This is a genomic window from Streptomyces sp. NPDC055189 (assembly GCF_053606765.1).
This window is the reverse complement of the sequence record NZ_JBSGSG010000010.1, coordinates 43,140-67,311: the sequence shown is the minus strand read 5'-3', so window position 1 is coordinate 67,311 and position 24,172 is coordinate 43,140. Positions and strand designations below refer to the sequence as shown.

The window sequence follows — 24,172 nt, the reverse complement described above, 5'->3', positions numbered from 1 at the left end:
CGGCCCGGGCCGGCCACAGCAGGACCTACGTCACCCGCCGTGCGGCCGATGGCAAGGCTTCCCGAGGCGCACAGCGGTGTCTCAAGCGGACCATCTGCCGTCAGATCTTCGCGCTCCTCGAAAGCCCGAACCGGAAGACGTCCAGGAACTTGGAGGTCTCCCCTCGTGGGCCGGCTGCGCGGAGGGGTGGGTGGCGCTGGGGCGCGCGCGGGGGTGCGTGCGCTGGTGTGTGATGCCGAGTGACTGCTTTTCCCATCGGATGCAGGCATTTGGGTGATCCGGGCGCAGATGACGGGTTTGGTCTCTTTAGTATCTGGCCTCGTGACAGACGGGAAGAGTCGGCCGCGTGCGGCTGATCATGAGACCGGTGTGATCGTTCTGGGGGCCGGTCCCGCCGGGCTCGTACTCGGCAACATCCTCTTGGACCGCGGGATCGACTGCGTCGTCCTGGAGCGGGCCGAGCGCGCCCATGTCGAGACGCGCTCCCGCGCGGGGTTCCTGGCCGCCAACACCGTACGGATTCTCGACGAGCACGGTCTTGCCGAGGGCCTGCACCGGCGCGGACGGATGCACGGCACCTGTGAGTTCCGCACCGGGGACGGCCGCTTCCGGCTGGACTACAGCGGGCTCGGCCGGAGAGAGCGCCATACCGTCTACCCTCAGCAGGACTTGGTGTCCGACCTGCTGACGCGCTTCGTGGCACGCGGCGGGCAGATTCGTTTCGCCGCCGAGGCCGTGGCCGTGCGCGATGCCGACAGCGATCGGCCCGCGGTAGTCGTACGCGAAGCCGACGGGCGGCCGCGTCTGTGGCGTGCCCGGTACGTGGCCGGTTGCGACGGGCGGCACGGGGCGGCCCGGCGCTCCCTGCCTGCCAAAACGGTCCGTCACCACCGCGATCACGGCGTGACCTGGCTGGGGCTGCTCGCCCAGGCGCCGCCCAGCCTGGATGCCGTCGGGTACGCGGTGCACGAGCGCGGCTTCGCCGGGCACATGGCCCGCACCAGCGAGGTCACCCGCTACTACCTGCAGTGCGAGCGCGGCACCCAGGCCGGTGCATGGTCCCGGGAGCGGATCTGGGACGAACTGGAACTGCGCATGCGGGCGCGCGAGTACGGCCCGCTGCACCGCGGGCCCATCCTGCAGCGGTCAGTCGTCGACCTGGAGTCCGACGTGCTCGAACCGCTGCGTCACGGCGCGCTGTTCCTGGCGGGCGACGCCGCCGGGCTGATCAGTCCGTCCGCGGCGAAGGGCGCCAATCTCGCGGTGCTCGAAGCGGCGCTCCTGGGCCATGCCCTGATCGACGCCCTCACTTCCGGAGACCTCGTCGGCCTGGACTCCTACTCGGCGCGATGCCTGACACACATCTGGCGTGCACAGGAGTTCTCCCACTGGATGATCGGCCTGTTGCACGGCCCGTCCGGTACGGACGGTGAATCGCTGTTCCACAACTCCCTGCGGCGCTCGCGCCTCGCCTCGTTGCGCACCTCGCGCAGCCAGCAGGACTGGTTCGCGGAGCACTACGTGGGCGTGTAGCCCCCATAGCCCCCGTAGCTCCCTTCTTCCCCGAACCCCTTTTACTCGCGTACACCCGTGCGCGTATGTCCGTGTGCGCACCTCCCTGTGCATGCGTTGAACCCGGAATGAGGAACCTCCCGCAATGATCACGACATTGTCGGGCGATACGTCCCGCCTGCGCGCGGCGGTCGACTTCGTCAAAGAGCAGGACACCGCCGCACTGCTTGCGCTGCTGCTGCCCGGGCTCGACGGCCCGGAGCTGCGGGCGCTGGCGGAACGCTGCGACTTCTCGCACGCCGCGCTCCTGGTCTTCCCGCCCGACGAGGCGGCACTGCACGCCATGATCACCGAATGCGGTCTCGTCGTGGAGGCGCCGCCGCAGCCGAGCGTCATCGTGCGCGAACGTCTGGCCGTACGCCACCAGCGGTGTGCGGCTGACCTCACCGTCGAAATCCTGCGCCCCGGGGTGGACTGCCCGGACGGCACGCGGCGCATGGTCGAGGTGTTCACGCTGACCGTGCCGCCGGGGTCGTCCCTGGAGACGCTCGCCGCGCACGAGCGGGACCAGCAGCACGAGGCGCATGTCTCCTTCGAGGTCAGGGCAGCGGACCCGCTGGTCCTGCGCGGCCTGTGCGCGGCCCTGGGACGGTACGGTGCCGCGCCCGACGGCGGTGGCTACAACCCGCACGAGGACGGCACGGTGTTCTACTTCGCCGCGCCCACGCAGGCCAAGGCGGGGTACCGGCGCGTAGAGCTGTATGTCCCCGGCGATCACCGTGACCTCCTCGCCGCCCACCTCGACGAGTTCCGCAGGCGGCAGCCCGCCGAGAGCCTGCTGCGCCTAATGACGGGAGCGTGGACGACGCAGGCCCTGGCCGCGTTCGTACGGTTGGAGGTGGCCGACGCGATGGACGCGCAGCAGAGTGTGACCGTCGCGCAGCTGGCGCGGGACGCCGGTGCGCGCGAGCCGAACCTGGCCACCCTGCTGCGCTACCTCGCGATGCTCGGTGTGGTCAGTGAGGAGGGTGACGGTTACCGCCTGACGGAAACCGGCGCACTGCTGCGCAGGGACACCGAAGGGTCGATGCGGGCTCTGGCGCTGATGTACGGAGGGGCGTTCTACGAGTCCTTCGCCGGGCTCGACCACACCGTGCGCACCGGGCAGGTCGCCTTCGAACAGCGCTTCGGCGACAACCACTTCGACCACTTCGCCCGTGACCCACGACTCGCGGAACTCTTCGACCAGTCGATGGCCGCTGGTGCAAGGATGTTCGACCCGCTGCCGGCCCACCCGGTCCTGGCCGCGGCGCCCGACGGGGCCACCGTGGTCGACATCGCGGGCGGCAACGGCGAACTGCTCGGCCGAATCCTTTCCGCTCATCCCCGCCTGCGGGGCGTCCTGCTGGAACGCCCGCACACGCTCGAAGCCGCCCGCCGCCTCCTCGGCGCGGCCGGGCACACGCAGCGGTGCGGCTTCAGGGCGGGCGACTTCGCCGACGTGCCCGCGGGCGGCGAGGTGTACGTACTGTCCCGCGTCCTGCACGACTGGGACGACGAGCGCTGCCGCGAGATCCTGGGCCACTGTGCCCGTGCCATGCCCGCCACCGCCGATCTGCTCGTCGTCGAACGCGTCCTGCCCGCCGACGGCTCGACCTCGCTGGCCACGGCCTGGGACCTGCACATGATGTGCAACGTCGGCGGCAGGGAAAGGCGGGCCGACCACTACGCCCGGCTGTTCGCCGATGCGGGCCTCACCCTGGTCGACGTGGCACCGCTGCCCCTGGACGGAAGCGTGCTGCACGTCCGCAGGGCCGGGCCGTCGCACATCTGATCCCTGCTGGGTCCGTTGCTCTCACGTCACGTCACGTCATGCCCGCGTCAGGAGCGTGATCGGGCCAACCTGGCTGGCCCCCTCCAAGGCCGCCCTTGATCTTGGCGCGCTCGGGCGGCCTTGGAGGGCGGCGGTTCCGGCTGGGGCTATAACGCCCCCTACCCCCGTTCGCGTCGATGCCGCTCCCGCCCCTCCCGCCCGGACCGCCCTGACAGCGCCGACCCCCACACCGTCGTCGTCGCGCCCGCGATCTCCCCGCCGTCAAGGACCAGTTCCTGGCCGGTGAGGAAGGACGCCTCGTCGGACGCCAGGTAGAAGAACGCCGATGCGATCTCCTCCGGGGCCGCGTGGCGGCCCGCCGGGATGCGGGCGTTGGTCTCGGCGAACATCTCGTCCGTGTACTCGGCCATCTGCATCGGGGTGAGGACCGCGCCGGGGCTGACGCACGCCGCCCGGACCAGCGGGCTCAGTTCCATCGCGAACGTCTGCGTGAGCGAGACGATGCCCGCCTTGGTGGCGTTGTAGTCGGCGTAATGCGGGTACCCGCGGCGGCCGTTGACCGAAGCCGTCGCCAGGAGTACGCCGCCTTGCTCCTGCCCCGCCATGATGCGCGCGGCGCCGCGCCACAGGCCGAGGACGCCGAGCAGGTTGACGTCGACGACCCGGCGGGCCGCCGCCTCCGTGATGTCCAGGACTCCGTGCCGGACGCTGATTCCCGCGTTGGCGATGACGACGTCGATGGCGCCCCGCGCGTCACGTACGTCGGCCAGGGCGGCGTCCACGGCCGACCAGTCCGCGGTGTCGACACGTATCCACTCGACGCCGCTCACCGGTGCGTCGGGCGGGCGGACGTCCAGGTTCGTCACGCGGTCGCCCGCCCGGGCGAAGCGTTCCGCGGTGGCCGCTCCGATGCCGCTGGACGCGCCTGAGATCACGACTGTACGCATGGTTCCGTTCCCCTTCGGGTTGGTATCGGGAGCCTCAAAGCCCTTGGCATCGGCCGGCCTCAGTACAGGACGCGCGCGCTGTCCGGCTTGATGCTGGCGACGGCCTTGCGCAGGTCGCGGCTGACGATCATCCGCTTGAGCCAGCGGTCCGAACCATCCAGCCGGGCGCGGAAGGCCCGCCTGCCGTGCACGGCCACGTAGTTGTCGACGACGGCGAGGCTGCCCTGCTCGACCACCACGTTCTGCTGCACACGCTCCAGCTCCGCCATCAACGCGTCCAGAGCCCGCTGGGCGGCCGTGTCGCCGCCCACGCACTCCATGAACGGGTAGTCGATGCGCAGGTAGGGCCGCTCGTGCTCACCGGAGATCACCGGCACCGCGGGCGGCGCCGCCTGGAACTGGACCATCCTGGCCAGCGCCGGATGGTCCGGGCACCGCGTCTGGAGCTGGCGTATGTGCTCGTCGTCGGGGCGTATCAGGAAGCGGGGCGAGCGCAGGACATCGATGTCGCGCTCGCTCAGACGCACGTCCCGCACCGACGCCACGATGGTCGGGACCCGGTCGTGGTTGCGGACCCCGAACAGCAGGAGATAGTCGCAGCGGCCCGGGTGGAAGCCGTCCTCCGTGTGGAACTCCAGGAGGCATTCACTGCTGTGGCCGTTCTGCCGCAGCTCGTCACCCTTGATCGGCAGCAGGTTCTGCACCATGCGGCCGAGCTGGAGAGTGGAGAAGGTGTACGGGTCGCCCAGCGCGCTGCCGCACATGGCGAGGAAGAACTCCTGCTCCAGCGTTGCGGAGTTGGGGACGATGCCGTCCCAGTGGCCGGGGGTCGGCCCCACGGCCGCGTCGTCCACCGGGAAGCCGTGCACGACCAGGGCCGCGGACGGCTCCGTGCGGCGGAAGTGTTCGAGGAACTTGCGCAGCCCCTCGGGAAGTCCCAGACCCGCGTCCCAGTGACGGTCGTAGAAGTCCGGTTCGGCGGGCCCGGGCGCGTCCGGCCCGGTCCGGGCCAGATGCTCCTTGACGTGGTTGTGGATCTGGTCGGCTTCCGTCGGGGAGAGTTCGTACTCGACGGGGAGCACGTGGCTCATGTCCTACCTGCCGTTCTGGATGCTCGATGACGGGCGTCGCTCGGTGGCGTCGGGTGACGCCGCGGGGGAGGGGGAGGGGGAGGGGGACGGGCGCGGAGCTGCGAGGGCCACGGCGGCACACACCAGGCAGAGCAGTCCGCAGAAGCGGAAGACGTACGGGGTGCCGCCGGCGGCGATCAGCACACCGGCCACGGCCGTGCCCAGGCCGCTGCCCAGAGCGTCGGCGAGGCCGAGCACACCGAAGGCCCTGGGGGTGCCGAGTCGCCCCGCACGCAGGGCGACTTGGGCGGAGACCAGCGGCAGCGCCACCGCGAGCAGCGCACCCTCGACGAGGGAGAGCGCCACCGCCGGGGCGACGGCGCCCAGGTGCGGGTAGAGCAGCGCGCAGCCACCGATCAGCAGCACCGCCCCGTGCAGCAGGGCGGTGCGCGGCACGTGCGGAAGGAGCCTGCCGACGCGGGGGGAGAGCAGCAGGCTGGGCAGCGCGATGGCCGCCGCGGACCAGGCGACCACGGTGTCGGGGGCGCCCAGGTCCCGCAGATAGACACTCCAGGCGACGGCATAGCCGCCGTACAGTCCGGTGATACCGAACAGCAGCACGGCGTACGGCCAGACGCGGATCGCCACACCGTGTGGCACATCCTGAGGTGGCCGCCCGGCCAGGGTTCTACCGACTGGCGCGACGGTCGGACCGTGCGCCGCACGGGCAAGGACCAGGGCCGCGCCGAGCGTCGCCGCCGTCGCGGGCCAGGCCGCCACGGCGGTGCCGGCCGAGACCACCGCGCCGGTGCACAGCGGTCCGGCGAACGCCCCCGCCATCTGCGCGGCGGTGAGCGCGCCGAAGGCGTTCTCGCCCCGGTCCGCACGGTCTGTACGGTCTGTACGGTCCGACGCCGTGTCGGCCACCAGGGTCCGCAGCCCGGTGGTGACGGCGGCGCTGCCCGCCATCACCAGGAGGTCGGCCACGGCGAAGCTCCACCAGGCGCCGACGACACCGAACGCGGCGCAGCCCGCCGCCTGTAGGAGTAGCCCGATCCGGGCGGTGTGCACCGCCGCGAGCCGGTGGCCGAAGCGGGCCAGGAGCAGCTGGGCGGCGCCGCTGCCCACCGCGGCCGCCGTCAGCACCACGCCGACGCGTTCGGTGGCCACCCCGCGGTCCAGGAGGATGAGCACCTCGACGGAGAACAGGCCGAGTTGCGCGAAGCGGGCGAGGAACGCGGCGGCTAGGACGGCGTCCTGCGGTCTCACCGGGAGTCCATGGCGGCGATCAGACTCTTGGGGCGCAGATCGGTCCAGTGCTCCTCGACGTGGGCGAGGCACGCTGCACGGCTGCCGCCGGGCAGGACGACCTCCCACCCTGCGGGCACCTCGGCGAAGGCGGGCCACAGGGAGTGCTGGCCCTCGGCGTTGACGAGGACGAGGTAGGAGGCGTCGGGGTTCTCGAAGGGGCTGTTCATGGGGCTTCCCGTCGTGAGGGCGTGAGGGCGTGAGGGCGTGAGGGCTTGGGGGAGTGAGGGCTTGGGGGAGCGAGGGGGCGTCAGGCGAGGTGGCGGGCGAGATCGCGGGGCGTGCGCGCGTCCAGGACCGTGCGCAGCGGGAGGCCGGGGTCCCCGGTCAGGGCGCGCAGTCGGCCGGTCAGACGCAGGGCGCGCAGGGAGTCGCCGCCGCGGACGAAGAAGTCGTCGGACGGTGCGACCCGGTCGACGCCGAGGGCCTGCGCGAACAACGCGCACAGCGCCTCCTCGGTGACCGGGCCGGCCGGTGCAGGAGCCGCGGCGGGTCGCCCGGTGCCGGCGATGTCCCGCAGCGCGGTACGCAGCAGCGTCATGGCCCGCTCGGCGGTGCGCCGGTCGACCGCGTCGGGCCGGTGGGTGAGCTGGAGGTAGAGACGGTCGCCGGGGACCCCCATGAGGTTGAGCGGGTAGTGGTACGCGTCCCGGCCCTGCACGCCCCTCAGGCGCAGCCCGCCCGCCGGGACGTCGGTGTCGGTGTCGGCGTCGGCTTCGGTCGAGGGATAGTTCTCGAATACGACTGACGTGTCGAACAGCGGGGCCCCGCCCGTTCCCGCGAGCCGCTGGATGGCTGCCAGGCCCAGATGATGGTGCTCGGTGAGCGTGGTCTGCTCGTCCTGGAGGCGCGACAGCGCGTCGCCGAACGCCTCCGGATCGTCGACCCGTACCCGGACCGGCACCGTCTCGATGAAAAGACCCACCGCGTCCCGGGCGCCCGGCAGTTCGGGCGGCCGGACCGAGACGACCGCGCCGAAGACGACGTCGCGCAGGCCGGTGAGGGCGGCGAGCGCGTGCGCCCAGGCACCCTGCACGACGGTGTTGAGCGTGAGGTCCCGCTCCCGGGCGAACGCGGTCAGCGCCCGTGTCTCCGCCTCGGTCAGCTCCGCGGTCACCCGTTCCGGCAGCACGGGAACGGCGGGCGCGGCGGCCGGAGCGATCAGCGTCGGCGCGGCGAGCCCATCGAGCGCCTCCCGCCACGCCTTCTCGGCCGCCCCACGGTCCTGCCCGGCCCGCCAGGCGAGGTGTTCGCGCAGGGCCGGGCCCGGACGCGGCCCGGACGGCGCGGTAGCTCCCGCGTCCACCAACTGGCTGTAGTAAGCCAGAAGTTCCCTCAATACGACGGGCACCGACCACCCGTCCAAAACGATGTGATGGACCGTCACAACCAACGTGACGGCATCCCCGCCCTCCCCGCCATCCCCGCCCTCCCGGACCAGGGCGAACCGCACCAGCGGCGCCGCCGCCAGGTCGAACCGCCGGGCCCGGTCGGCGGCCAGGATTTCCTCGCGGCGCGCATCGCGTTCGGCGGGAGCGCACGCGCTCAAGTCGTGTACCTCCCAGGCCGCTTCGGCGCCGGAGACGATCAGTTGGGCGGGCGTGCCGGAGTCGAGCAGGGTGAAGGCGGTGCGCAGCGCGGCGTGCCGGTCGACCAGGGTCTGGCAGGCGGTGCGTAACGCGGCCTCGTCGACGGTTCCGGCCAGGTCGAGGGTGAGCTGGACGTGGTAGGCGTCGGGCAGGGCCGCGTCGTAGAGGGCGTGGAAGTACAGGCCCTGCTGGAGCGGGGTCAGCGGCAGGATGTCCTCGACGCCCACCCCCGTACCTGCCCTTGTACCTGCCCCCGCACCTGCCCGCATGCGAGCGTCTTCGAGCGTCTCCAGTTCGGCCTGCGGCACCCGCTCGCCCGTCAGTTCCGTCAGTGCCAAGTCCGAGGAGGTCAGGCCGCCCGCACCGGGACGCCGGGCATACGTGACCAGGGCGCGCAGCACGTCCGCCCAGCTGTCGGCGAGGTCGCGCACGTCCGCCTCGTCGAGGAGACCGCCAGGCCAGGACCAGCCGGCGGTCAGCCGTGGCCCGTCGGGGCGGTCCTCCGTGACGGCGTTGACGTCCAGGGCGTGCGGCAGCGGCATCTCCGCGTCCGCGACGGCGTCCACGGCGTACGCCTCGTCGGTCTGCTCCCAGTCCCCGGCGTGGCCGGTGGCCGTCCGGCCCAGGTAGTTGAAGCCGATCTGCGGTCCCGGCCGGGCGGCGAGCACGGGGGCGGTGTCGGGGTTGAGGTGGCGCAGCAGGCCGTAGCCGATGCCCCGGTCCGGGATCGCGCGCAGCTGCTCCTTGACGGCCTTCAGGGCCTGTCCGAGCGCCGGTCCCGCGCCAAGGACCTGCGCCCAGTCGGTGACGGCCGGGGCGAGGCGGACCGGGTCGAGGCTGACCGGGTGGAGGCTGGTGAACCAGCCGACGGTCCGGGTCAGATCGAGGTCGTTGCCGAGTTCGTGGCGGCCGTGGCCCTCCAGGTCCACGAGCACACCGCCGTCGTACGCCGCCCTGCCGCGCCGCCGGGTGACGGCGAGGGCGAGTGCGGTGAGCAGGACGTCGTCCACTCCGGCGTGGAAGGCCTGCGGCACGTCGGTCAGCAGGGCTTCGGTGTCGGCGGCGGACAGCGTGACGGTGACCTCGCGGCGGGTGGCGTACGTGTCGCGCGCCGGGTCCAGAGGGCGGTGGCCGAGGGTGGGCTCGTCCGCGGCCAGGATGTCCTGCCAGAGGGCCAGTTCAGCCGTACGGGCCGGGTCGGTGGCGGCCTCGGACGCGCGCCGGGCGAAGGTGCGCAGTGACGTGGGGACCGGGTCGAGTACGGCGGTGCGGCCCTCGTGCGCGGCGGTCCAGGCGGCGGCCAGGTCGGGCAGGAGGATGCGCCAGGACACCCCGTCGACGGCAAGGTGGTGGACCATCAGCAGCAGCCGTCCCTCCTCGCCCGCCGGGTCCGTCAGGTGGACGGCTCTGACGACGCGTCCGGCGCGCGGGTCGAGGGCCTGCTGGGCGGCGCGCGCCTCGGCGGCCACCACATCCGCCAGCGGTTGACCGGTGGGTGCCACCGCGTGGGCCAGGCAGCCGGCGGCCCGTACGGTGCCGGGTGCGGCGACGTCGAGTCGCCATCCCGAGGCGTCGGTGGTGAGGCTCAGGCGCAGGGCGTCGTGGTGATCGAGCAGTGTCTGGAGGGCTCGCGTCAGTTCCTCGGTGGTGGCGCCTTCGGGCGTGCGGACGAGGACGGACTGGTTGAACCCGTCGACGGGGCCGCCCTGTTCGAGCAGCCATCGCGTGATCGGCCCGGGGTGCACGGTGCCGGTCCCGGCGTCCGACGGCTCGGCGGGCACGGCCGCTGCGGCCGGTGCGGCGACCGAGGCGAGCAAGGCGAGCCGGGCCGGGGTGCGGTGCTTGAAGACGTCACGGGGAGTGAGGGCGAGGCCCGCCTTGCGGGCGGCGGCGACGAGTTGAATGGAGAGGATGGAGTCGCCGCCCAGGGCGAAGAAGCCGTCCTCGGGGCCGACGCCCTCGACGCCGAGCACCTGCGAGAACAGCGCGCACAGCTGCTCCTCCAGAACTCCGGCGGCTGGCCGCCCGCCGCCGGAGGCGCCGAACACCGGGGCGGGCAACGCCCGTCGGTCCAGCTTTCCGCTGAGGGACAGCGGCATGCGGTCCAGGCGGACGAAGGCGCTGGGCACCATATGCTCGGGCAGGGCGGCCGCGCAGTGCGCGCGCAGCGCGTCCTCGTCGCAATCGGCGCCCGCCGGGACGCCGCTCGCCGGGACGGCACTCGCCAGGACGACGCTTGCCAGGACGACGCTTGCCAGGGCAGGGCTCGCCGGGACGACGTACGCCACCAGGCGCGGAGCCCCGGGCGTGTCCTCGCGCACCACGACCGCCGACTGCCCGACGTGCGGGTGCAGATCGAGGCGGGCGGCGATCTCGCCGAGTTCGATCCGGAAGCCCTTCAGCTTGACCTGGTCGTCGGCCCGGCCGAGGAAGACGAGGGCGCCGTCCGGGGTGCGGTGCACCAGGTCGCCGGTGCGGTACATGCGGCCGCCGGGCGGGCCGAACGGGTCGGCGACGAAGCGCTCGGCGGTGAGCGGCGTCCGGCCGAGGTAGCCGTGGGCGAGCTGGACGCCGGCGAGGTACAACTCCCCGGTCGCGCCGACCGGCACGGGCCGCAGCCCGGCGTCCAGGACGTGGACGCGGGTGTTGTCGACGGGGTGGCCGATGGGCACGGTGGCGCCGGCCTCGTCGCCGCGGCTGCGCCAGTCGGTGACGTCCACGGACGCCTCGGTGGGCCCGTAGAGGTTGTGCAGGCCGGTGCCCGCGGTGTCGAACAGGGCGTGGAAGCGCCCGGCCAAACCGGTGGGCAGCGCCTCGCCGCTGCAGATCACGCGGCGCAGCGGGGTGTGGTCGGCGGCGCCGGGGGCCCGCAGGAACGTCTCCAGCATCGACGGTACGAAGTGGACGGTGGTGACGCGCTCGGCACGGATCAGGCGCACGAGCTGGTCGGGGTCCTTGTGGGCGTCGGGGGGTGCGACGACGAGGGTGGCGCCGGCCAGGAGCGGCCAGAACAGCTCCCACACGGAGACGTCGAAACTGGTCGGCGTCTTGTGCAGGACCCGGTCGTCGGCGTCGAGCCGGTAGGCGGACTGCATCCACAGCAGCCGGTTGACGATGCCGCGGTGCGGGACGACGACGCCCTTGGGGCGGCCGGTGGAGCCCGAGGTGTAGATGAGGTAGGCGGGCGAATCGGGCAGGGCGTCGGGCAGCGGGGCCTCGTCGGCGGGGTGTTCGCGGGCGAGGAGGGTGCGGTAGGTGTCGGGGGTGACGGTGAGGGCGGGCGCGGCGTCGTCGAGCATGTACCGCCTGCGGTCCTCGGGGTAGGCCGGGTCGATCGGCAGATAGGCGGCGCCCGCCTTGTGCACCGCATAGAGGGTGACCAGGAGTTCGAGCGAGCGGGGCAGGGCGACCGCGACGACGGCACCGGGGTGCACCCCCTCGGCGCGCAGGGCGTGGGCGAGCCGGGTGGCGCGCGAGTCCAGCTCGGCGTACGTCAGTTGGTCGCCCTCGAAGACGAGCGCGGTGGCCTCCGGGGTACGGCGGGCCTGCGCCGCGAACAGCGCGGGCAGCGTCGTCGCCGGACGGTCGACGGCAGGTCCCTCCTCCAGGGTCCGCAGGGCGGCCCGCTCATCCGCGTCCAGGAAGGGGATACGACCGACGGGCAGCTCGGGAGTGTCGACGCACGCAGCGAGGAGGCGGTGCAGCAGGGTCGCGAGGCGGGAGGCCGTGGCCGGGTCGAAGACGTCGGGGCGGTAGCTGACGTCCAGGCGCAGCCGGGGGCCCGGCACCGCGAGCAGGCTGAGGGGGTAGTGCATGGTGCCGGTGGCCGCCGTGTCCTCCAGCAGACGGACGCGGATGTCGCCGAACCGCTGCTCCAGGCCGTCGTGGTCGAAGGGCGCGTTCTCGAACACCACGGCGGTGTCGAACAGGTCCTGGCCGCTGCCCAGGGCGCGCCGGACGGCGGTGAGCCCGAGGTGGTGGTGCGGCATCAGGGCGGACTGCTCGTCCTGCACGCGGGCCAACAGCTCGGCCAGCGGTTCTGCGGGGTCGAGCCGGACGCGTACCGGCACCGTGTTGATCAGCAGTCCGACCATGTCCTCGACGCCGGGCAGCTCCGGCGGGCGCCCGGAGACGGTGGTCCCGAACACCACATCCTGACGTCCCGTCACATGCCCGATGAGCAGCGCCCAGGCGCCCTGCACCAGGGTGTTGACGGTCAGGCCGCGCCCGCGGGCCAGCGCGGTCAGGGCGCGGGTGAGGTCCTCCGGCAGCCGCTCCACCACTCGCTGCGGGAAGCAGTCGGAACGCCGGGTGTCGTCAGGGGCGACCAGGGTGGGCTCGTCCACGCCGTCGAGTGCCCTGCGCCAGGCGTCCTCGGCCGCCGCCCGGTCCTGCGCGGCCAGCCAGCTCAGATGCCGGTGGTGGGGCGGGGCGGGCGGCAGGGCGCCGCTGGTCTCGACGCCGGCCGAGTGCCGGGCGTACAGCTCCCACAGGTCGCGCAGGACCAGCGGCAGCGACCAGCCGTCGAGGACGAGATGGTGGTGGGTGAGGACCAGGACGTGCCGCTCGGCGCCCATGCGGACCAGCGTGAGGCGCACCAGGGGCGGCTTGGCCGGGTTGAAGCGGCGCTCCTGGTCGCGGGCGAGCAGGCCGGTCAGGGCCGCCTGCCGCTGGTCCTCGGGCAGCGCGCTGAGGTCGGCCTCCTCCCACTGGGGCGTACCGGTGGCGGGGACGATCTGCACGGCCCGGCCGCCGGCGCGCTGCAGGAAGCCCGCGCGCAGGGCCGGATGCCGCGCCAGGAGGTCGCTCCCGGCGGCCCGCAGGGTGGGGACGACGAGCGGCCCGGTGAGCTCCAGGCAGGTCTGGACGGTGTAGACGTCGGTGCCCTCGGTGTCGTAGAGGGAGTGGAAGAGCATGCCCTCCTGGAGCGGGGTGAGGGGCAGCACCTCGGGGCGCTCGGGGCGCTCCGCGCGCTCGCGGCGGGGGCCGGAGCCCGCGGGAGCCGGTGGCGTGGTCACTTGGTCATCTCCCATTCGGACAGCAGCTCGTCGAGCTCCGCGGCCTCCAGCGCGGGCGGGGGCGGGGGCAGTGCGTCGTCGGCCGGTGCCGTGTCCGTGTCGGGTTGCAGGGCGTGGGCGACGGCGGCCAGGGCCGCGGGCGTCCGCTCGGTGAAGACGTCGCGCGGGGTGAGGGCGAGACCGGCGGCGCGGGCCCGGGCGACCAGGCGTACGGAGACGATGGAGTCGCCGCCGAGTTCGAAGAAGCCGTCGTCGGGGCTGACTTGATCCAGGCCGAGTACGTCGGCGTAGAGGGCGCAGAGGAGTTCCTCGCGGGGTCCGTCCGGGGCGCGGTGCGTGCGGTCGGCGGTGGTGAACGCGGGGGCGGGCAGGGCGCGCCGGTCGATCTTGCCGTTCGCGGTGAGCGGCAGCCGCTCCAGCGGGACGAAGGCCGCCGGGATCTGGTACTCGGCGAGCAACGGCACCAGGTGGGAACGGAGTTCGTCGGCGCCGGGCATCTCGCGTCCGGCGGGCGGCACGACGTAGGCGACCAGGCGCTTGACGCCGGGGGTGTCCTCGCGGGGCAGGACGCAGCTCTGGGCGACGTCCGGGTGCCGGGTCAGGGCGGCCTCGATCTCCGCCGGTTCGATGCGGAAGCCGCGCACCTTGACCTGGTCGTCGGCGCGGCCGAGGAAGACCAGGACGCCGTCGGCGGTCCAGCGCACCAGGTCGCCGGTGCGGTACATGCGCCCGCCCGCGGACCCGAAGGGGTCGGCGACGAACCGCTCGGCGGTCAGGGCCGCGCGGCCGAGGTAGCCGCGGGCCAGGCCGGGCCCGGAGAGGTGGAGTTCGCCGGGGGCGCCGGGCGGGACGGGGCGCAGCGCGTGGTCAAGGACGTAGGCGCTGATGCCGTCGAGGGGTCGGCCGATGGGCACCGTGGCGGGGATCTCGCCGGGGTCGTGCAGGGGGTGGCGGGCGGCGAAGACGGTGGTCTCGGTGGGTCCGTAGCCGTCGGTGACGACGATGCCGGGGCAGGCCTCCATCACGGCCCGTACGGCCTGCGACGGGACCACGTCGCCGCCGGCCCACACCTCGCCGAGGCCGCGGAAGGACGCAGGGGACTCCTCGGCCAGCAGCCGGAAGAGACCGGCGGTCAGCCAGGCGGCAGTCACCCCGTGGGCGTTGACGGCGTGTTCCAGGGCGGCGGCGTCGAGTTCGCCGGGCGGCGCGAGCACGACGGCGCCGCCGTGCAGGAGCGGGACCCACATCTCGTACGTCGCCGCGTCGAACGCCTGGGAGGAGTGCTGGAGTACCCGGCGGTGGTGGCCGCTGCGCCACGCGGTGTCCCCGGCCAGGTCCAGGACGGCGCGGTGCGTGAGCGCCACGCCCTTGGGCTCGCCGGTGGAGCCGGAGGTGAAGAGCACCTGCGCCAGCTGGTCGGGGTGGGGGTCGGGCAGGGGTACGGGCGCAATCGCCTCGTCCCGGGTCGCGTCCAGGGTGTGCGGGGCCCGCACGGCCGCGGCGAGGGCGTCGGACGCCGGGTCGGTGAGCAGGACGCGTACGCCCGCACGCTCGGTCATGGCGCGCAGGCGCCCGGCGGGCGAGCGGGAGTCGAGCGGCAGGCAGGCGCCCCCGGCCTTCAGGACGGCGAGCAGTGAGACGACGAGATCGCAGCCGCGTTCCTGCAGGACGGCGACCGGCTCCTCGGGGCGCAGGCCGGTGTGGTGGAGCCGGTGCGCGAGACGGGTGGCCGCCGCGTCGAGTTCGGCGTAGGTCAGCGTGCGGTCGTCGCTGATCAGGGCGGGCGCGTCCGGGGTGCGGGCGGCCTGCGCGGCGATGCGGCCGGGCAGGTTCCCGTCACTGGTGGGCGGGGTGGCGGCGTTGAAGGCGCGCAGCACCCTCTCGCGTTCGGCGGGCGAGGCCAGCGGAAGGCGGGCCACGGGCGTGTCCGGGTCGGCCGCGAAGGCGGTCAGGAGCCGTGCGGTGCGGGCGGCGATCGTGGTGGCGGTGTCCCGGTCGAACAGCTCGGGCCGGTAGCCGAGGTTCAGCCGCAGGGCCCGGCCGGGGACGGCGACCAGGGACAGCGGGTAGTGGGTGGCGCCGTGGCTCGCGGCGACCCGGACGGCGAGGCCGGAGCCGGGCCGGTCGGGCACGGACTCGCCGTCGCCGGTCAGGTGACTCTCAAGGACCATGGTGGTGTCGAAGAGCCGGTCGAGGCCGGTGGCACGCCCTGCGGCGGTGAGTCCCGTGTGGTGGTGCGGGCTGAGCGCGGCCTGCTCGTCCTGGAGCCGGGCGAGCAGTTGGGCGAAGGGTTCGGACGGGTCGAGCCGTACGCGTACGGGGACGGTGTTGATGAGCAGCCCGACCAGCTTGTCGACGCCCGGCAGTTCCGGGGGGCGTACCGAGGTGGTGGAGCCGAAGACGACGTCGTCCCGCCCGGCCAGCTGGCCGACGACGGCGGCCCAGGCGCCTTGGAGAACGGTGTTGAGGGTGAGCCCGCGGGAGCGGGCCGCCGCGGTGAGCAACTCGGTCTCACTGTCGGCGAGTTCGGCGATGACCTGCTCGGGCGGGACCGGGGCGCGGGCGGCCTCCGCGCCGGGCGCGACCAGGGTCGGTTCCTCGATGCCGTCGAGGGCGGTGCGCCAGGCCTCGTCCGCCGCGTCCTGGTCGCGTCCGGCCAGCAGAGCCGCGTAGTCGCGCAGGCGGGCGGCGCGCGGGGCAGGCGGGTGCGGTCCGGTGCTCAGGACGTCGAGCAGGTCCCCCATGAGCAGGGGCAGGGACCAGCCGTCAAGGATGATGTGATGCCCCGTCAGGATCAGGGCGTGCCGGTCGCCGGAGAGCCGGGCCAGGGTGAACCGCACCAGCGGCGCCGTGGCCGGGTCGAAGCGCCGGGCGCGGTCCGCCGCCTCCTCCGCTGCCAGCAGCCGCGCCTGGCTTGCGGGGGCCTCGCCGGTGAGGTCGAGCAGCCGCCAGGGAGCGGCGCAGGCGTCCGTGATCACCTGGAAGGTGCGGCCCGACGCGGTACGGGTGAAGGCGGCGCGCAGGCTCTCGTGCCGGGTGACGAGTGCGTCGCAGGCGGCATGCAGGGCCTCGGCGTCGAGGGAGCCGGTCAGTTCGTACGTGGTCTGGGCGAGGTAGGGGTCGGCGGCCTCGGTGTCGTACAGGGCGTGGAAGAGCATGCCCTCCTGGAGCGGGGTGAGCGGCAGGACGTCGGTGTGGCCGGGGTGGGCGGCACGCAGGTCGGCGGCATCGGCGGGCTCCGGGTCGGGCAGCGCTGCCGGTGCGTCGGTGGTGGGCGTCGCGCGGCGGGCGTCGGGGGCGAGTGCGGCGACGGTCTTGTGCCGGAACACCTCGGCGGCGCTGAATTCGAGGCCGGCGGTGCGCGCGAGGGCGGCCAGACGTACCGCGAGCAGGGAGTCGCCGCCCAGGGCGAAGAAGCTGTCGTCGATGCCGATCCGGGCGGCGCCGAGCAGTCGGGCGTACAGGCCGCAGAGCAGTTCCTCGTCGGGGCTGCGCGGTTCCCGGCTGTCCGGGGCCGCCTCGATCTCGGGGGCGGGCAGGGCGCGCCGGTCGAGTTTGCCGTTGCGGGTGAGCGGCAGGGCGTCGAGGAGCACGTAGGCCGCCGGGACCATGTAGTCGGGCAGGGTGGCGGCGAGGTGGGCGCGCAGGGCGGCGGGTTCGGGGGCGCCGGTGCCTTGGGCGGTGGTGCCTTGGCCGGTGGTGCCTCGGGCGGGGGTGGTGTAGGCGGTCAGGTGGCGTACGCCGGGTCGGTCCTCGCGCAGGATGACGGCGCACTGGGCGACGCCGGGGTGGGTGGTCAGGGCGGCCTCGATCTCGCCGGGCTCGATGCGGTGGCCGCGCACCTTCAGCTGTTCGTCGGCGCGTCCCTGGAACAGGAGTTGCCCGTCGGGGGCGCTGCGCACCAGGTCGCCGGTGCGGTACATGCGGCCGCCCGCGGGCCCGAAGGGGTCGGCGACGAACCGCTCGGCGGTCAGAGCGGCGCGGCCGAGGTAGCCGCGGGCAAGTCCCTCGCCGCAGAGGTACAGCTCGCCGGTGCTGCCGGGCGGCACGGGGCGCAGGGCGGAGTCGAGGACGTGCGCGCGCAGGTTGTCGACGGGGTGGCCGATGACGGGCGAGGGGGCGTCGCGCAGGTCGCAGTAGAAGGCGTCGACGGTGCATTCGGTGGGCCCGTAGACGTTGCGTGCGGTCAGGCCCTCGGCGGCGCGCAGGTCGGCCCAGAGGTCGTCGGGGACGGCCTCGCCGCCGAGCACCAGGACGTGCGGGCGGTGGGCGCCGGTGAGCAGGCCCGCGCCGACCAGCTGGCGGGCGTGGCTCGGCGTGGTGTCGAGCAGGTCCAGGGCGTGGCGGGCCGCGTAGGCGGTAAGTGCGGTGGCGTCCCGCCGGGTGTCGTCGTCGATGACGTGCAGTTCGTGCCCGGCGACCAGCCACAGCAGCTCGGTCCAGGAAGCGTCGAAGGAGAAGGAGTTGGTGAGCGCCACGCGGAAGCGGTCCCGGCCGGCCTCGCGCAGGGCCGGTTCGGCGAACTCCCGCCGGTGGTGGTGGAAGAGGCTGGTAAGGCCGGCGTGCTGCACGGCGACGCCCTTGGGGCGGCCGGTGGAGCCCGAGGTGTAGATGGCGTAGGCGAGGTGCGCGGGCAGCAGCGGTCTTGTGCGGTCGGTGTCGGTGGGGTCGATGCCGGGCAGGCCCGGCTGGTCCAGGCGTATGTCCTCCACGGTGAGGACGTCGTACGGGCTGCCTTCGGAGGAGACGTCGTACGGGCCTTCTGCGGCCGGGAGTTGGGCGGCCAGGTCCTCGGTGGTGAGGACGAGCAGGGGCGTGGCCTCGTCGAGGATGCGCGCGGTGCGCTCGGCGGGCTGGCCGGGGTCGAGGGGGACGTAGGCGGCGCCCGCCTTCAGGACGGCGAGCAGCGCGGTCACCATGTCGGCGCCCCGCGGAAGGAGCAGCGCCACGAACTGCTCGGGTCCGGCGCCGAGTTGGAGCAGCAGATGGGCCAGGCGGTTGGCGCGGGCGTTCAGCTCGGCGAAGGTCAGGGTGCCGTCGGCGGCGACCACGGCCGTGGCTTCGGGGGTTGATGCGGCCTGCGCGGCGAATAGGTCGGAGACCGTCGCGGGCGGTACGGGCACCGGCGGGCGGGCCTCGGCGGCGGCTTCGAGGTCGGCGCGTTCGGCGGTGGTGAGGGTGTCGAGGCGGCCGACGGGCAGGTCAGGGCCGTGGCCCGCGAACGCGGTGAGGAAATCGAGGAACCTGCGCTGGTGGCCTTCCAGTTCGGCCGCGTCGTACAGGGCCGGATTGGCGTCGAAGGTGAAGTGCGGTCCGCTGCCGTCGGATCGGTCGTAGACGGCGATGTTGAGGTCGGCGACAGGGCCGTTGGAGACGTTGTGCACGGTGATGGGGTGACCGGCGAAAGTGACGTCGAAGTCGAACGGCATGATGTTGACCATCAGCCCGAACAGGTGCTGCCCGCTGTCGAGCAGCCGCAGGTCGCGCCGGAGGTCCTCGTAGCGGTGGTGCTGGTGGCGCAGCAGGGCGCGCAGTTCGGCGCTGGTGGCGCGCAGCAGGTCGCCGACGGTGGTGTCCGGGGTGATGCGCAGCCGCAGCGGCAGTTCGTTGGAGACCATGCCGGGGGTGTTGCGGGCGTCCGCGCCGCGCCGGGCGCTGACCGGGATGCCCAGGGTGATGTCGGTCAGGCCGGTGTTGCGGTGCAGATAGGCGGCGCAGGCGGCGACGACCAGGGCGGTCCAGTTGGTGCGGGCGGCGCGGGCGAAGGCGCGCATGGCGTCGGTCTCGGCCCGGTCGAGGGCGGCCCCGGCGCGCAGGAAACCGGCCGAGGGCGCGGCCTGCCGCCCGTCGCGGGCCAGGGTGGCGATGGCGTCCGGCGGCGTGGCGAACCGCTCGGACCAGTGGTCGCGATCGCCGGCGCGCCGCTCGGAGGCGCCGTAGTCCCGCTCGTCGTCGAGGAGGCCGGCCAGCGGGGCGAAGGCGGCGGCCCGCACGTCGGCGGAGCCCTCGGCGTCCGGGGCGGCCAGCGCGGTGTAAAGGCGGGCCACGCGGGCGGTGACGGCCGCCGCCGCGAACGCGTCCACGAGTACGTGGTGGTAGCGCTGGTGCCACAGGTAGTGGTCGTCGGCGAGGCGGATGAGGGTGTACCCGAAGAGATCGGCGCCCAGGATGTCGACCGGCCGCGCCATGTCCGCGCTGATGTGGCGGCGTGCCGCGGCGGCCGGATCGGCCGCCGTGCTCAGGTCGAGGTGGCGCAGCCGGGGGCCCGGATCGGGGCCGATGAGCTGGCGCGGCCCGTCCGGGGTCTCGGTGAGCCGGATGTGCAGGGTCTGGGCCTCGCTCACCGCCTGCGCGAGCGCGGCCTCGAACAGGGCGGCGTCGACGGGGCCGTGGATCTCGACGTACTCGCCGACGTTGTAGACGGGGGAGTCCGGGGCGAGTTGGTGAGCGAACCAGACGGCGCTCTGGGCGGCGGTCAGGGGCAGCGTGACGTGCTGGGGAGCAGACATGATCCACCTCGGTCAGGGGGCGCCGGGGTCGGCGGTCCGGGGCTCGGGCCCGGACACGGCGGCATCGCGTGGGCCGCTGCACGTGCGGGCGTCCTGGTGCGGAGGGGCCGTCTCCGCCGAACGCGGAGACGAGGGTTCCGGGCAACCGGGCCCATCTTGGCCACCGCCGGCCACCGGTCACAAGCAACGCGTTCGCGGCTCCGGGGCGGCGGTAGCCGGGTCCCGGTACCGGGGATCCAGGACAACCGAGGCCCGCATTGCCCGCGACTGGGAATATATGGGCGTTTTGCTCACCCCCCAGCATCGGTGTCGGGGAACTTGGTGAATGGCTCCTTCCATGGATTCCGGTTCGGCCACCCACCATCCTGGAAGAGCGGAAGGGAAACGGCCGGAGAACCCCGGACGGGACTTTCCGAGCACAACTCGCCCTCGTAATCCGGGAGAAGCCATGAAGTTTGTCCGCGCGTTCGCCGTCACTGTTCTGTGCCTGCTGGCGGCCGGTGCCACGGCCGGGACAGCCGCCGCGGAAACCAGCGGCGCCGACAGCGCGGGCGCCCTCGCGAAGGCGTCGTCCCCCGTCCTGCTCGACGGCGACAGCGGTTGGGGATGACCTGCGCAAACGTACGGGGGAACCGGAAGGCGGAAACCGTACAGAGAAAGGGCGTCCGAAGCCGTGCGAAACACCATTCGGAAAACCGTCCGGAACATCAGCGACCGGGAAAGAGAACCGCTGGGACACGGCGGCCGCGGGGGAACTCGCGGCGAGGTGACCCGGCGCATGAAGGCCGGTCCGCATCCGATCGGGAAAACCGCCGCGCATGCGGCATCCCTCGATGAACGCGCGGCCGGCCACCCGGTTCCGTTCGCCGAACTCCTGCGGCGCCACCGTGACCGGTCCGGGCTGACCCAGCAACAGCTCGCGGACTTCGCCACGTTGAGCGTCCGGGCGATACGGGACCTGGAGAGCGGCCGGGTGCGACGGCCCCGCCGGGACAGCGTGGGACTGCTCGCCGACGCGCTGCGGCTCGGCGAAGCGGAACGGCGCCAGCTGCACGCCGCCGGGGGAAGCCCGGCGGACCCGCGGGCGACGCCGCTCGCCGAACTTCCCGAACCGCCCGCGCCGCCCGGCGCGCTGGTGGGCCGGGAAGCGGAGTTACAGGTGCTGCTCGACCAGGTCACCGTGTACGGGCACCGCCTGGTGACGGTGGTCGGGATCAGCGGCATCGGCAAGACGCATCTGGTGCTCGAAGCGGCCCGCGTGCTGCGCGGCCGGGGCTGGCGGGTCCGCTGGCACGCCCCGGGCGGAGATCGGTGCCGCTGCGGTGCGACGCGGGCGGTTGGCTCCGCTTTCGGCGGCGCGCCGGCGCCCGCCGCCGACGTGACCGACGAGCTCGCCGGGGCGATCGGCGACCGGCACGAGCTCCTTGTGATCGACGGCGACGACCCGCCGGGCACCTGCGGAGTGGACGTAGGAGAACTGCTGCGGCGCTGCCCGGGGCTGCGCGTCGTGGTGACCGGTCTGACGCCGCGCCACCTGCCCGACGAGCGTGTCCTGCCGCTCACCGCGACCGCCGTACCGGCAGAGGTACCGGCAGAGGCACCGGACATGGACCACGCCCGGCTGAGCGAGGTCGCGTCCGTGGCGCTGTTCCTGTCGCACATCCGCCGCTCACGGCCCGGGTTCCGGCTCCGCGACGACAACGCGCACGCGGTACTGCGATTGTGCCGCTGGCTCGACGGCGTCCCCAGGGCGCTGGAGTACGCGGCGGGCTGGTGCCTGGTGTATCCGCCCGAACTCCTCCTCGCCCGGGCCGGCCGCGACTCCTCCCTCCTCTCGCCGCCGACCGGCTGCACCTGCCACAACCTGCTGCGTTCCCTGGCACGCAGCGTCGACGGCCTCGCCGAGCGCCACCGCCACGTGCTCGCCGAGGTGGCCGACCGCCCGCACTGGACCCTCGCGGACCTCGCCCCTCTCGTCCCGGATCCGGCCGCAGCCCTGCACGCACTGCTCGTCCAGGGCCTGGTGCGGCCGGTGGGCGACCACCGCCCCGAGCGTTTCACCGTCCTGCAACTGGTGCGGCTCCTGCACCAATCCGAGCGGACCCTGACGGGGGCGGGCCGGGCCGCCTGAGACTGCCGCTCGTTCTGCCGGTCGCGGCCCCGCACGGCCCCTACGTTTACCCGTGTCTTCCGGCGCCCTGCGTATGGGCTGCCTGCCTGCCCCTCTCGGCTGCCTGTGCCCCTCGGCTACCTGCGTCTTTCGGCTGCCTGTGCCCCTCGGCTGCCTGTTTCTTTCCGTGATCGATGAAAGGACTCGACAACATGGTCACCTGCCCGGAATGCGAGAACTCGGTGGTCCCCGCGGGACCGCCGGTGATCGGCGAAATCGTGGAATGCGGTGAATGCGCGAGCGAATTGGAGATCCTCACCCTGGATCCCATACGGGCCGCGCTCGCCCCGGAGATCGAAGAGGACTGGGGCGAGTGAATCGCGCCGCGTCGTTCGCGGTCCTCGCATCCCGGGTGCGGACCGACGAGAAGGCCCTGTTCGCAGCCTTCGACCGCAGAGCCATCGCCTACCAGCACATCGACAGCCGGGGATGGTGGCACCAACTCGGTGACCGCGGCCCCCGCCCCGTCGTCCTGAACCGGGAGATCGGCCTCGCCCGCGCCACCTACGCCGCCCACGCCCTGGAAGCGGCCGGCGCCACGGTGGTCAACTCCGCGCGGGCCACCGAACTGTGCGGCGACAAGTGGCGCACCTCCGCCGCCCTGGCCGAAGCCGGCATCCCGACCCCCCGCACGGCCCTGGCCCTGACCCCGGAAGCGGCGCTGACGGCACTGGACACCATCGGCTATCCGGCCGTCGTCAAACCCCTGCACGGCTCGTGGGGGCGGCTGATCGCCGCACTGCCGGACCGGCAGACCGCGGAAACCATCCTGGAGTACGCCGCCGCGCTGCCCTCACCACAGGCGCGGATCGTCTACGTCCAGGAGTGGATCGCCAAACCGGGGCGCGACATCCGGGTCGTCGTGGTGGGCGGCGATGCGGTGGCGGCGACCTACCGGCGCGCCGAGGACTGGCGCACCAACGTGGCGCGGGGCGCCGTGAGCGAACCGTGCCCCCTGACACCGGACCTCGCCAAGCTCGCGGTGCTCGCCGCGCAGGCCGTGGACGCCGACATCGCCGGAGTCGACCTGATCGAGGACGAGACGGGCGAGCTCCTGGTCCTGGAGGTCAACCACGGCGTCGAGTTCTCCGGTCTGCAACAGGCCCTCGGCGACACGGTCGGCGTCGCCGACCGGATCGTCGACCACCTCGTGGCGGGGGCCCGCTCATGCTGCGCGTAGCGATCGTCGGGGCGTCCGGCTACATCGGCGGCGAACTGCTCCGGCTGCTGCACGGCCATCCGCGGGTCACCGTCGTGGCCGCCACCTCCGACCGCCTCGCCGGGCGCCGCGTCGACGGCCCCCACCCCAACCTGCGCGGCCTCACCGACCTGTGCTTCATCGGCCACGACGCGCTGGAGGACGTCGACGCCGACGTGCTCTTCCTGGCCGCACCGCACCGCGAGACGATGGGCAAGATGGCCGGCTTCCTCCAGCTGGCCAAGACCGTCATCGACCTGTCCGGCGACTTCCGCCTGCGGGACCCCGGGATCTACGCGTCCTACTACGGGGTCCCGCACAGCGCCCCGCAGCTGATCCCCGACTTCACCACCGGCCTCCCGGAATGGCACCGCGCCCAACTCGCCGCCGCCGACCGGATCGCCGTCCCCGGCTGCATGGCCACCGCCGGCATCCTCGCGGTCCGTCCGATGGCCGAGGCAGGCCTGGTCGAGGGCACCGTCCACGTGGACGCCCGCACCGGCTCCAGCGGGTCGGGGGTCTCCGGCGGGCCCGCGTCGGCCCACGCCGAACGCAGCGGCGCCCTGCGGGTGTTCGCCCCCTCCCGGCACCGCCACGAGGCCGAGATAGCCCAGGCCACCGGGCGTGTCGTGCAGATGAGCGCCACCGGCGTTGAAGCCGTCCGCGGCGTCCAGGTGCTGTGCCGCGCCACGCTGGCATCCGGAGTGACCGAGCGCGACGTGCGGTCCGCGTTCCGCAAGGCGTACGCGGACGAGCCGTTCGTCCGGGTCATCGCCCAGCGCCAGGGCCTCTACCGGCTGCCCGAACCGAAGATCCTGACCGGCTCCAACTTCTGTGACGTCGGCTTCGCGGTGTCCGCGGACGACGGCACCGTGCTCCTGATCGGCGCCCTGGACAACCTGGTCAAGGGCGGCGCGGGCGGCGCCGTGCAATGCCTGAACGTCCGCTTCGGCTGGCCCGAGCGGACAGGCCTTGAATTCCCCGGACTGCACCCGAACTGACGTGAGGCTGATCAAG

Annotated in this window: 13 protein-coding genes; 7 read left to right on the top strand and 6 right to left on the bottom strand. The window is 73.5% G+C overall.

Annotated elements, in window-relative coordinates; genetic code table 11:
* The first annotated feature begins 369 nt into the window (after positions 1 to 369).
* Both ACWFR3_RS10020 and ACWFR3_RS10015 read left to right on the top strand, forming a co-directional pair.
* Positions 370 to 1,533, top strand: coding sequence for a 4-hydroxybenzoate 3-monooxygenase (locus tag ACWFR3_RS10020; RefSeq protein ID WP_453734078.1), 1,164 nt, complete (start codon positions 370 to 372; stop codon positions 1,531 to 1,533).
* Positions 1,534 to 1,657: 124 nt separating this feature from the next.
* Complete coding sequence (locus tag ACWFR3_RS10015) at positions 1,658 to 3,346, top strand: methyltransferase (protein WP_453734077.1); 1,689 nt, start codon at positions 1,658 to 1,660, stop codon at positions 3,344 to 3,346.
* Between the two features lie 158 nt (positions 3,347 to 3,504).
* On the opposite strand, the gene ACWFR3_RS10010 is transcribed toward ACWFR3_RS10015, so the two are convergent.
* The 6 genes from ACWFR3_RS10010 to ACWFR3_RS09985 all read right to left on the bottom strand — a co-directional run bounded on the left by ACWFR3_RS10010 (position 3,505) and on the right by ACWFR3_RS09985 (position 19,787).
* Positions 3,505 to 4,293 (bottom strand): SDR family NAD(P)-dependent oxidoreductase, encoded by a 789-nt coding sequence (locus ACWFR3_RS10010; RefSeq protein WP_453734076.1) that lies wholly within the window; start codon positions 4,291 to 4,293, stop codon positions 3,505 to 3,507.
* A gap of 59 nt (positions 4,294 to 4,352) precedes the next feature.
* A complete protein-coding gene (gene gntD / locus ACWFR3_RS10005) occupies positions 4,353 to 5,384 on the bottom strand; it encodes a guanitoxin biosynthesis L-enduracididine beta-hydroxylase GntD (protein WP_453734075.1) in 1,032 nt (343 codons plus the stop codon).
* Between the two features lie 3 nt (positions 5,385 to 5,387).
* Entirely contained in the window at positions 5,388 to 6,632 is a 1,245-nt protein-coding gene (locus tag ACWFR3_RS10000; protein WP_453734074.1) for an MFS transporter, read from the bottom strand.
* Complete coding sequence (locus ACWFR3_RS09995; RefSeq protein ID WP_361392609.1) at positions 6,629 to 6,841, bottom strand: MbtH family protein; 213 nt, start codon at positions 6,839 to 6,841, stop codon at positions 6,629 to 6,631. Before ACWFR3_RS09995 ends, ACWFR3_RS10000 begins: the two co-directional genes overlap by 4 nt.
* Positions 6,842 to 6,921: 80 nt before the next feature.
* Positions 6,922 to 13,278, bottom strand: a complete 6,357-nt coding sequence (locus ACWFR3_RS09990; RefSeq protein WP_453734073.1) for an amino acid adenylation domain-containing protein — start codon at positions 13,276 to 13,278, stop codon at positions 6,922 to 6,924.
* The gene (locus ACWFR3_RS09985) at positions 13,275 to 19,787 is read right to left on the bottom strand and encodes an amino acid adenylation domain-containing protein (RefSeq protein ID WP_453734072.1); all 6,513 of its coding nucleotides are present in this window, start codon (positions 19,785 to 19,787) and stop codon (positions 13,275 to 13,277) included. Before ACWFR3_RS09985 ends, ACWFR3_RS09990 begins: the two co-directional genes overlap by 4 nt.
* Before the next feature lie 448 nt (positions 19,788 to 20,235).
* On the opposite strand from ACWFR3_RS09985, the gene ACWFR3_RS09980 reads away from it, so the two are divergent.
* The 5 genes from ACWFR3_RS09980 (at position 20,236) to argC (ending at position 24,156) form a co-directional block, all read left to right on the top strand.
* Positions 20,236 to 20,397, top strand: a complete 162-nt coding sequence (locus ACWFR3_RS09980; RefSeq protein ID WP_453734071.1) for a hypothetical protein — start codon at positions 20,236 to 20,238, stop codon at positions 20,395 to 20,397.
* A 168-nt stretch (positions 20,398 to 20,565) separates the two neighbouring features.
* Positions 20,566 to 21,918: a helix-turn-helix domain-containing protein gene (locus ACWFR3_RS09975; protein ID WP_453734070.1), complete on the top strand. Its 1,353-nt coding sequence runs from the start codon at positions 20,566 to 20,568 to the stop codon at positions 21,916 to 21,918.
* 191 nt (positions 21,919 to 22,109) lie between these two features.
* Positions 22,110 to 22,274: a lysine biosynthesis protein LysW gene (locus tag ACWFR3_RS09970; RefSeq protein ID WP_190086224.1), complete on the top strand. Its 165-nt coding sequence runs from the start codon at positions 22,110 to 22,112 to the stop codon at positions 22,272 to 22,274.
* On the top strand, positions 22,271 to 23,137 hold the full coding sequence (locus tag ACWFR3_RS09965) for a RimK family alpha-L-glutamate ligase (RefSeq protein ID WP_453734069.1): 867 nt from the start codon (positions 22,271 to 22,273) through the stop codon (positions 23,135 to 23,137). The genes ACWFR3_RS09970 and ACWFR3_RS09965 overlap by 4 nt, the downstream gene beginning before the upstream one ends.
* Complete coding sequence (gene argC, locus ACWFR3_RS09960; protein WP_453734068.1) at positions 23,125 to 24,156, top strand: N-acetyl-gamma-glutamyl-phosphate reductase; 1,032 nt, start codon at positions 23,125 to 23,127, stop codon at positions 24,154 to 24,156. Before ACWFR3_RS09965 ends, argC begins: the two co-directional genes overlap by 13 nt.
* The last annotated feature ends 16 nt before the right edge of the window (positions 24,157 to 24,172 follow it).

Bases quoted from the DNA above. Each gene is read 5' to 3' on its own strand.
- ACWFR3_RS10015 (WP_453734077.1), top strand. From the start codon at position 1,658: ATGATCACGACATTGTCGGGCGATACGTCCCGCCTGCGCGCGGCGGTC.
- ACWFR3_RS10010 (WP_453734076.1), bottom strand. From the start codon at position 4,293: ATGCGTACAGTCGTGATCTCAGGCGCGTCCAGCGGCATCGGAGCGGCC.
- gntD (WP_453734075.1), bottom strand. From the start codon at position 5,384: ATGAGCCACGTGCTCCCCGTCGAGTACGAACTCTCCCCGACGGAAGCC.
- ACWFR3_RS09995 (WP_361392609.1), bottom strand. From the start codon at position 6,841: ATGAACAGCCCCTTCGAGAACCCCGACGCCTCCTACCTCGTCCTCGTC.
- ACWFR3_RS09985 (WP_453734072.1), bottom strand. From the start codon at position 19,787: ATGTCTGCTCCCCAGCACGTCACGCTGCCCCTGACCGCCGCCCAGAGC.
- ACWFR3_RS09980 (WP_453734071.1), top strand. From the start codon at position 20,236: ATGAAGTTTGTCCGCGCGTTCGCCGTCACTGTTCTGTGCCTGCTGGCG.
- ACWFR3_RS09975 (WP_453734070.1), top strand. From the start codon at position 20,566: ATGAAGGCCGGTCCGCATCCGATCGGGAAAACCGCCGCGCATGCGGCA.
- ACWFR3_RS09970 (WP_190086224.1), top strand. From the start codon at position 22,110: ATGGTCACCTGCCCGGAATGCGAGAACTCGGTGGTCCCCGCGGGACCG.
- argC (WP_453734068.1), top strand. From the start codon at position 23,125: ATGCTGCGCGTAGCGATCGTCGGGGCGTCCGGCTACATCGGCGGCGAA.